This window comes from Sphingomonas sp., from assembly GCF_035758555.1.
GTDB lineage: Bacteria > Pseudomonadota > Alphaproteobacteria > Sphingomonadales > Sphingomonadaceae > Sphingomonas_B.
The window spans coordinates 1-8,570 of sequence record NZ_DASTXI010000040.1; the positions used below are offsets into that span (position 1 = coordinate 1).

7 protein-coding genes and 1 pseudogene are annotated in these 8,570 nt (G+C 66.8%); 2 read left to right on the forward strand and 6 right to left on the reverse strand.

Translation table 11 applies throughout. From position 1 onward, the window contains the following. On the forward strand, positions 1-1,459 hold a 1,459-nt coding region (locus VFT73_RS02270), incomplete at its 5' end, for a TonB-dependent receptor (protein ID WP_326408520.1). Here the strand turns inward: VFT73_RS02270 and VFT73_RS02275 are convergent. The 5 genes from VFT73_RS02275 to VFT73_RS02295 form a co-directional block, all read right to left on the reverse strand. Continuing rightward, entirely contained in the window at positions 1,456-2,925 is a 1,470-nt protein-coding gene (locus VFT73_RS02275) for a flippase (RefSeq protein WP_326408521.1), read from the reverse strand. The two genes, VFT73_RS02270 and VFT73_RS02275, sit on opposite strands and share 4 nt — an antisense overlap. 25 nt (positions 2,926-2,950) lie before the next feature. Continuing rightward, positions 2,951-4,294 carry a UDP-glucose/GDP-mannose dehydrogenase family protein gene (locus VFT73_RS02280; protein WP_326408522.1) on the reverse strand — a complete coding sequence of 448 codons (1,344 nt, stop codon included), beginning with the start codon at positions 4,292-4,294 and terminating at the stop codon, positions 2,951-2,953. A 66-nt stretch (positions 4,295-4,360) separates the two neighbouring features. Next, positions 4,361-6,286, reverse strand: coding sequence for a S9 family peptidase (locus VFT73_RS02285; RefSeq protein ID WP_326408524.1), 1,926 nt, complete (start codon positions 6,284-6,286; stop codon positions 4,361-4,363). Between the two features lie 143 nt (positions 6,287-6,429). Beyond that, the gene (locus VFT73_RS02290) at positions 6,430-7,152 is read right to left on the reverse strand and encodes a tetratricopeptide repeat protein (protein WP_326408525.1); all 723 of its coding nucleotides are present in this window, start codon (positions 7,150-7,152) and stop codon (positions 6,430-6,432) included. 124 nt (positions 7,153-7,276) lie between these two features. After that, positions 7,277-7,894 carry a DNA-3-methyladenine glycosylase 2 family protein gene (locus VFT73_RS02295; protein ID WP_326408526.1) on the reverse strand — a complete coding sequence of 206 codons (618 nt, stop codon included), beginning with the start codon at positions 7,892-7,894 and terminating at the stop codon, positions 7,277-7,279. A gap of 75 nt (positions 7,895-7,969) precedes the next feature. Between VFT73_RS02295 and VFT73_RS02300 the strand changes: the two genes are divergently transcribed. After that, positions 7,970-8,287 (forward strand): 2Fe-2S iron-sulfur cluster-binding protein, encoded by a 318-nt coding sequence (locus VFT73_RS02300; protein ID WP_326408527.1) that lies wholly within the window; start codon positions 7,970-7,972, stop codon positions 8,285-8,287. Positions 8,288-8,386: 99 nt separating this feature from the next. Here the strand turns inward: VFT73_RS02300 and VFT73_RS02305 are convergent. Next, a pseudogene (locus tag VFT73_RS02305) lies at positions 8,387-8,570 on the reverse strand (hypothetical protein); the annotation flags it as partial.

An 8,570-nucleotide genomic window follows, 5' to 3' on the forward strand; every position in this document is an offset into this window, starting at 1 on the left:
CGGCGACGGATTCGTGCCGATCGTCGCCGGACAACGCGGGCTCGCCGATCGGCCCGCGCCGTACGAGCAGGCGAGCGTCGCCGCGCGCGGTGTCGTTCCGGTCGGCGCGACGACCGAGCTGCAGGCCAACGTCCTTGCCTATACCGATCGCCGGGAGCGCGGCACCCCCTTCACGCGCAACGGCAGCGACGGCGCCGATGCCAGCCTGAGGCTGGTGGGCCGCGGCGAGTGGGGTTTTTCCGCCCTCGCCTATCTGCAGACCCGCGCCTTCCAGAGCCAGTTCGCATCCGTCAGCGACGACCGCAGCACGGCGAACCAGGTGCTCGACCAGTACAACACGCCGGCGACCGGGCTTGGCGCGCGCGTCGAGATTGCGCCGCCACTCGGGCCCGATCTCGACCTGCGCGCCGGCGGCGACTGGCGGCGGACCAGCGGGCGCACCGAGGAGCTGTTCACTTTCGTGAACGGGGCACCGACGCGCGGGCGGCTTGCGGGCGGCATCAGCAGCACCGTCGGCGCCTTTGCCGATCTGTCCTGGACCTTGGGCGACGTGACGCTGAGCGCCGGCGGCCGGATCGACCGCTGGTCGATCCGCAACGGTTTCCTCAATGAACGCACGCTCGCCACGGCCGCGCCGCTGACCGACAGCCGCTTCCCGGACCGAAGCGGATGGGAGCCGACCGGCCGTGCAGGTGTCGCCTGGCGCGCCAGCGATGCCCTGACGCTTCGCGCCGCCGCCTATGCCGGCTGGCTGCTGCCGACCCTCAACGAGCTCTACCGCCCGTTCCGCGTCGGCGCCGACGCGACGGCGGCGAACGCCGGCCTGTCGCCGGAACGGCTGCAGGGCGCGGAAGTGGGGGTCGAATTCCGACCCGCGCCGGCGGTCCGTCTCGGCGCGACGCTGTTCGACAATCGGCTGGACGACGCGATCGCCAACGTCACTGTCGCGCGCGGACCGGGCACTTTCCCCGGCGTCGGATTCGTGTCCGCTGCCGGTTCCTACCGCATGCGCCAGAATCTCGACGCGATCCGCTCGCGCGGCGTGGAGCTCGACGGCGCGGCTGCGTTCGGTGCGTGGCGGATCGATGCTTCCTATGCGCTGACGGATGCACGCGTGCGCGCCTCGGGGATCGCCGCCCCGCTGGACGGGCTACGGCCGGCGCAGACGCCGCGTCACAGCGCCTCGGGCACGCTGGCCTGGGCGGGTCGCGCACTGAAGGCGTCCGCGACGCTGCGCTACGTCGCCAGCCAGTTCGAGGACGACCAGAACAGCCGCCGGCTCGACGATGCGCTGACGCTGGACGCGCGCATTGCGGTTCCGCTGGGCGACAGGCTCGCGATCGAGGCACGAGCCGAAAACCTGACCGACACGCGCGTCGAGGCGGGCATCTCCGCCGACGGAGAAATCGAACGCGCGACCCCCCGCACGCTCTGGCTGGGTGTTCGCTTCGGCCTTTAGTTGGCCCGGCGCGCCAGCCGGCCGAAGCTGGCCTGCAGCAGCGCGCGGGCCCGGTCGATCAGCTCTTGCGGCGCGATCCGCCAGCACATCAGGCCGACGATCCCCGCGAGCACCAGCCCGCTCAGCCACCATAACGGGTCCCAATAGCTGAGCACGTCCGACAGGATCACGCCGGCAAGCAGCGGCGCCGCCATCGTGGCGATCAGCGGCACCGGATGGAGCCGCCTGCGCGCTGCCCACCACATCATCAGGAAATCGACCGAGCAGCGGATCGCGAACACCGCCGCGCAGCCCATCAGCCCGAACTCCTTCATGCCGAAATAGAGCAGCGCCAGATAGGGCGGGATCTGGATCAGCAGCACCTTGGTCACAAGGTCGGGCCGGCCGGTGCCCTGCATCCAGCTATAGGGCACGGTCGCGAACGCATTCGCCCAGTAACCGAGCACGATCAGCGTGCCGACATCGGCGGCCTGCGGTCCGATCTTGGTTCCGACCCACAGGTCGAGGAACGGGTGCAGCACATAGATCATGCCCAGGATCGGCAGGCTGATCGTGGCGAGCAGAACGCGCACCGCTTTCTCGCCCAGCTCGATCCGTTCCTCGGCGCTGGCGGTCGGCAGGCGCGGAAAGATGGCGGTGACAAGCGCCTGCGGGAATATCGTGATCCGCTGGGCAAGCTGGAACGGCAGCGTGTAGATGGTGACGGCGGTCGCGCCGAGCACCGCGCCGATCGCGAACCGGTCGAGGATGACGAGGATCGGCCCGAACAGGCCCGTGACCGTCACCCAGCCGCCATAGCCGAGCAGCTCGCGCGCCTGGCTGCGGACGAAGCGGTGCTTCTGCCCCGCCGTGATCGAGACATGGCAGCGCCACCAGAGCACGCTGATCGCGATCAACCGTGCGGCGATCGCCGCCCCCAGCAGCTGGCTGAGATTCGGGCCCCACAGAAGGGCGACGACAATCGGGAAGATCTGGAACAGGCTGGTCGACAGCACGGAGACGGTGTTGACCTCAAGGAAGCGCTCGCGCCCGGTCAGGGCGCCGCTCAATACCCCGGTCAGCGTCGCGATCGGCACCGCCAGCGCCAGCAGCGGCACGCTCTCAAGGATTTCCGGCCGCAGCGCCGGGTCGACCTTGAAGACCTGATCGAAGAAGAAATCGGCGGCCGCCCACAGCACCAGCCCGCCGATCACCCCCATTGCCACGTTGGTCGTGATCGCGGTCCAGAACACGTCGGCCCGGTCCTGCGGATCGGCATCCTTGAGCGCGGCCACGCTGTAGGTGGTGGCGCGGCCCAGTCCCAGGTCGAACAGCCCGAAATAGCCGAGCAGCAGCCACGCGATCGCGAGCACGCCATAGCGGTCGGAGCCGACCAGATTGAGGTAGATCGGGACCGTCACCAGCGCGAGCAGCACCGGCAGCACCGACCCGATCAGGTTGTAGGTGACGTTACGGCTGACGCTCATCGGCGGCCCCCACCGCCCTGCCGGATCAAGCGACCTTCTGCTCGAGCGGGCTTTCCGCTCCGGCGACGCCGCGGCCGACGCCGTAATAGGTCAGCCCGGCCTTCTCCGATTCGGCAGGATTGTAGACGTTGCGCAGATCGACCAGCACCGGGTGCCGCATCGATGCGGCCAGCCGCTTCAGATCGAGGGCGCGGAACGCGTCCCATTCGGTCACCAGCACCAGCGCGTCGGCTCCGGCAGCGACGTCATAGGGGTTCTGCCGATAGTCGAGCTCGCCGAGCATCGCCCGGGCCTGCTCCATGCCTTCCGGATCATAGGCCGCAATCTCCGCACCCGCTTCGCGCAGCACGCGGACGATATCGAGCGCGGGGGCGTCGCGCATGTCGTCAGTGTTGGGCTTGAAGGTCAACCCCAGCAGGCCGACGCGCTTGCCCTTTGCGGAGCCACCCAGCGCCTGCACGACCTTGTGTCCCATCGCTTCCTTGCGGAGGTCGTTCGCCTCGACCGTCGCATGGACGATCCGCAAGGGCGTGCCATATTCCTCGGCCGTCTTCAGCAGCGCCAGCGTGTCCTTGGGGAAGCAGGAGCCGCCATAGCCCGGCCCTGCGTGGAGGAACTTGGAGCCGATCCGGTTGTCGAGGCCGATGCCGCGCGACACGTCCTTCACGTCGGCGCCGACCTGCTCGGCCAGGTCCGCCAGCTCGTTGATGAAGCTGATCTTGGTCGCAAGGAACGCATTCGCCGCATATTTTATCAGCTCGGCAGTCCGCCGGCCGGTGAACAGGATCGGCGCGGCGTTCAGGTAGAGCGGGCGATAGACTTCACGCATCACATCCTGTGCGTACTCGCCCTCGGTGCCGACCACGATCCGGTCCGGCCGCTTGAAGTCGCCGATCGCCGCACCCTCGCGCAGGAATTCGGGGTTGGAGACCACGGCCCAGGCGAAGTTCGGACGGGTGTCCTTCAGGATCGCTTCGACCTTGTCGCCGGTGCCGACCGGCACGGTCGATTTGGTGACGACCACGCAGGGCTTGTCGGCCGCCTGCGCGATCTCCCTGGCGGCGGCGAACACATAGGACAGATCGGCATGGCCGTCGCCGCGCCGCGAGGGCGTGCCGACCGCGATGAACACCGCGTCGGCGCCGGCGACTCCGGCGTTGAGATCGGTCGTGAACGACAGCCGTCCGGCCTTGACGTTGCTCGCGACCAGCTGGTCGAGCCCCGGCTCGAAGATCGGCATGCGGCCGGCCTTCAACGCCTCGATCTTGGACGCATCCTTGTCGACGCAGACGACATCATGGCCGAAATCGGAGAAACAGGCCCCGGACACGAGCCCGACATAGCCCGATCCGATCATCGCAATCTTCATGTAACCACCCTTGCTGGCCCGCCTGTCGTTAGCGGCAGCGGATCGCCGTTACCATCATATTCACGGTTACTGCGACCGGCTGAGGAATTGCGCGGTGGATGCCGCGACCGTTTCGCCCGCCGGTTCGCACCGGCCGCCCAGATTGGCGGCGAGGAATTCCTCGGCGATCGCGTTGAACGCTATGTTGTTCTCCGGCCGGGCAAAACCATGGCCTTCGTCCGGGAACAGCACATAGGTGACGGGGATATCCCGCTTCGTCATCGCAGCGGCGATCTGGTCCGATTCGGCCCGTTTGACGCGCGGATCGTTGGCGCCCTGGCCGATCAGCAGCGGCCGCACGATCCGGTCCGCCTTGTGCAGCGGCGAGCGGTCGCGGAGCAGCGCCAGCCCTTCCGCCGTCCCGGGATTGCCCATGCGCCGGTGGAACTGCTCAACGACCGGCTTCCAGTAAGGCGGGATCGTCTGGAGCAAGGTTTCCAGATTCGACGGGCCGACGATGTCGACTCCGCAGGCGAACGTCTCCGGCGTGAAGGTCAGGCCCGCCAGCGTCGCATAGCCGCCATAGGAGCCGCCCATGATCGCGATCCGGTCGGCCTGCGCGACACCGCGATCGACCGCCCATCGGACGGCGTCGATCAGGTCGTCGTGCATCTTCGCGCCCCATTCCAGGTCGCCGGCCGAGATGAACGCCTTGCCGAACCCGGTCGAGCCGCGGAAATTGACCGACAGCACCGCATAGCCGCGATTGGCGAGCCATTGGTGATAGGGATTGTAGCCGTGGCGGTCGCGCGCCCAGGGCCCGCCATGCACCAGCAGCACCATCGGCAGCGGCGCATCGGGAATGCCGCTCCGCTTCACATCGGCCATATAGGGCAGCGACAGGTACGAGACGAGCGTCAGCCCGTCGCGTGCCGGGATCTCGACCGCGTGCATCGGCACCAACGGCGCGTGCTCCAGCTCCGGCCGCGACACGTAGAGCAGGTCGAGCTCGCCGCTATCCCGATCGAAGAGATAGACGGCCGGCGGTCCGGTCACCGGATCGACCGCGACCGTCCATTTGCGGTCGTCGCGGGTGCGCGAGCTGATCTCGACATCGCCTTTCAGCAGCGCCTTCAGCCGGTCAAGCGTCGCGCCGATGCCGGCATCCAGCGCGATCCACTCCTGGGTCAGATAGTTGACCGCATAGGCCTCGACTTCGCCCGTCGTCGGGTGCGCGAGGACATGGCCGATATCGGCGCGATCGTCTTCGGCAAGCACCGTGCGCGTGCCGGTGTTCGTGTCTTCCGCGATCAGGGCGGCGGTGTTCCGGCCGCGGCTGTCGATCCAGTAGAGCGTCGCGCCGTCGGTGGTGAAGCCGGCCGGCTGGGTGGTCATCGCGTCTTCGAGCGTGGTCGCCGCGAAGGGCTCGGCGGAGACCTCGTTCGCCTCCACGCGAAAGAAGTCCATGCCGCCTTCGGCGTTCGGGCGGACGGCGATGCGGAGCGTCAGCGAGTCGTCGGCGAGGAAGCCGGCGAAGCCGTCGCCGCGCATGATTTCGGTCAGCTCGCCGGTCGCAAGGTTGAGCTCGTGCACGTCGTGCCATTGCGGGTCGCGGTTGTTGAGGCCGATGAGCAGGCGGTCCTGCTTCGTTACCGAGGTGCCGACGATCACCACGCGCGTATTCTCGAACGGCGTCAGGCAGGCATCGGCGCCGCTCTCCACATCGACGCGGTAGAGCAGGAAATTCTCGTCGCCTTCCTTGTCCTGCACATAAAGCAGCGCGCGGCTGTCGGCCGCCCAGAGATACTGCGAGATCGGCCGCGCCTTCTCCGCCGTCATCGGCCGCGCGTCGGCGGAGTCGGAAGCGGGGGCGAGCCACAGGTTCATCACGCCGTCGCGCGGCGCCAGCCAGGACAGCCAGCGCCCGTCCGGACTGATCTTGCCCTGCGCCTTGACGGGATTGCCGAACAGCTTCGCCCGCTCGATCAGCGGCACTTCGGGAGCTTCAGTCATGGCAGCAAGGCTTTAGGCCGTTCGCCCGCACGCTCAACCCTGCGTGTAACCATCGTCGGCCGCGCGCCAGATCGAGCCATTTCTACGTCCGCGTTTAATACATCGGGATCATTCGAAGCCGCTAAGCGTCTCCTTGAAAGCCGTCAGTCGCGAGAGGTTGTTTGGACCAAAAGTTGCGCGGCGCGTTGCCCGGATAGTCCTTTGAGGGTTAGCTGAGTTGGCGCGGGGTGATAGCTTTGAACGATATCGTCAGCCCGCTTCTTATCGCCGGGTGATAGCTGCTCCTCAAAATGGCGGAGCCACTCGGTCTGCTTTGGATTAGGTTCTGCGCGAGCGAGAAAGAGCCGAAAGTAAGCTGCTGTTTTCGCGGGGTCTGGGTTGATCCCCGCCGCGCCATTGTAGACTGAGGCGAGCGCCATCAGGCCGCCGGACCAACCTTGAGCCGCAGATTTCTCAAGCCAAGTGAGACCGGTTCGTACATCTCCACTTCGCGCATAGAGGACACCAACATCTTGTTGGGCGAGGGCATATCCGGCATTCGCGGCGACCAGCTTATACTGGAGGGCCAGCTGGGTATCAGGCGAAACCAGTCCCGCGCCTTGTCCGTCATAATAGCAGCCCAATTTATAAGATGCCAACGGGTCACCCAAAGCTGCGGCTCTTCGAAAGGCATCGAGTGCCTTCGCGTGATCTTCCGCAACACCTGATCCAGTTTGGTAGGCCATGCCCAAGTGATAGATCGCTTCGGCGTTATTCGTCTTCGCAAGCCGTTCAAGTGACGGGATCAAAGCTGTATCTTGAGCATTCCCGCAGCCTGGCGATAACACAAAGGCAGCGGTTGCTATGATTTTTGCGATTGATCGCATGCTGCTCCCCCTCAACGTGGCTTCAGTCTAGCCTCTCCATCGCTCACCGCAACGTCCGGATACCTAGCTATCCGGTTCAATCGGGTAGGACCGCTACCCACCCAACCCAGACATTCGTCACGCCTCAAATCGCTACCATCTTGTAGTGGTGCCAGGCGAAGATCGCGGCCGCGCCGCGGTGGGGCCGCCATTTTTCGGCGAGTTCGCGGGTCTGTTTTTCGTCGGGGCGTTCGGGGAGGCCGAGCAGGGTGCCGACCTCGCGCATGACCGCCTGGTCGCCGGCGGGCCAGATGTCGGGGCGGCCTTCGGCGAACAGCAGGTAGATTTCCGCCGACCAGCGGCCGATGCCCTTGATCTGTGTCAGCGCGGCGATCGCTTCCTCGTCGTCCTCGGGCAGATGCTCCAGGTTCAACTCGCCCGACGCGACCAGCCCGGCGAGGCTGCGGGCATAGCCGCTTTTCTGCCGCGACAGGCCGGCCGCGCGCAATTGCTCGTCCGACGCGTCGAGCAGCTTTTGCGGGTCGGAGGTATTGCCGAGCGCGGCCTCCAGCTTGGTCCACATCGAATTCGCCGCCGCGACGCTGACCTGCTGGCCGACGATCGTGCGCAGCAGCGTTTCGTAGCCGCGGTCGCGGATGCGCGGCTCCGGATAGCCGGCGCGGGCGATCGCTTCGGCGAAGACCGGCTCGATCGCCGCCAGCGCGTCCAGCGACGCCTTCAATTGTTCGGCCGAAAGACCCATCCTTGACCCTTCACGCTCCCGCCCGTTAGGCGGCGATCCAAAGCCTCTGCTAGGCTGAACGGAAAGGGAACGCAAATGCCGAAGCTCGTCGTGGTCACACGGGACGGGAGCGAACGGGCGGTCGACGGCGATGTCGGCCTGTCGGTGATGGAAGTGATCCGCGAGAACGGCTTCGACGAGCTGCTGGCGCTGTGCGGCGGCTGCTGCAGCTGCGCGACCTGCCACGTCCATGTCGACGAGGAGTGGCTGCCGCGCCTGCCGAAGATGAGCGAGGACGAGAACGACCTGCTCGAATCGAGCGACCACCGGGACGGGAGCTCGCGGCTGGGGTGCCAGATCCCGTTCACGCAGGATCTGGACGGGCTGCGGGTCACGATCGCTCAGGAGGATTGAAGCCAAATTCGCTCGTCCCGAGCGGAGCGCAGCGTAGTCGAGGGGCGTCGACCCCAGCGCCCCTCGACTACGCTCGGGACGAGCGATCTTCGCACTACCTCACACCGCCGGTGCGTCGCGGGTCAGAGGCGTCGCCTTCATCGTCAGCTTCGACGTGAATTTGCCCGGCGTGAGCAGGCAACCCGCCAGCAGCAACGGCGCGGCGATCAGTGCCGCCAGCCTGAACCAAGCCCCCATGTCGGCCCCCTCAGCTTCGGGTGGCGACCGCATAAAGGGCGATCGC

Excerpts from the sequence above, each read along its gene's own strand:
- VFT73_RS02295 (WP_326408526.1), bottom strand. The coding sequence starts at position 7,894 with ATGGGTCTTTCGGCCGAACAATTGAAGGCGTCGCTGGACGCGCTGGCG.
- VFT73_RS02275 (WP_326408521.1), bottom strand. The coding sequence starts at position 2,925 with ATGAGCGTCAGCCGTAACGTCACCTACAACCTGATCGGGTCGGTGCTG.
- VFT73_RS02280 (WP_326408522.1), bottom strand. The coding sequence starts at position 4,294 with ATGAAGATTGCGATGATCGGATCGGGCTATGTCGGGCTCGTGTCCGGG.
- VFT73_RS02290 (WP_326408525.1), bottom strand. The coding sequence starts at position 7,152 with ATGCGATCAATCGCAAAAATCATAGCAACCGCTGCCTTTGTGTTATCG.
- VFT73_RS02300 (WP_326408527.1), top strand. The coding sequence starts at position 7,970 with ATGCCGAAGCTCGTCGTGGTCACACGGGACGGGAGCGAACGGGCGGTC.
- VFT73_RS02285 (WP_326408524.1), bottom strand. The coding sequence starts at position 6,286 with ATGACTGAAGCTCCCGAAGTGCCGCTGATCGAGCGGGCGAAGCTGTTC.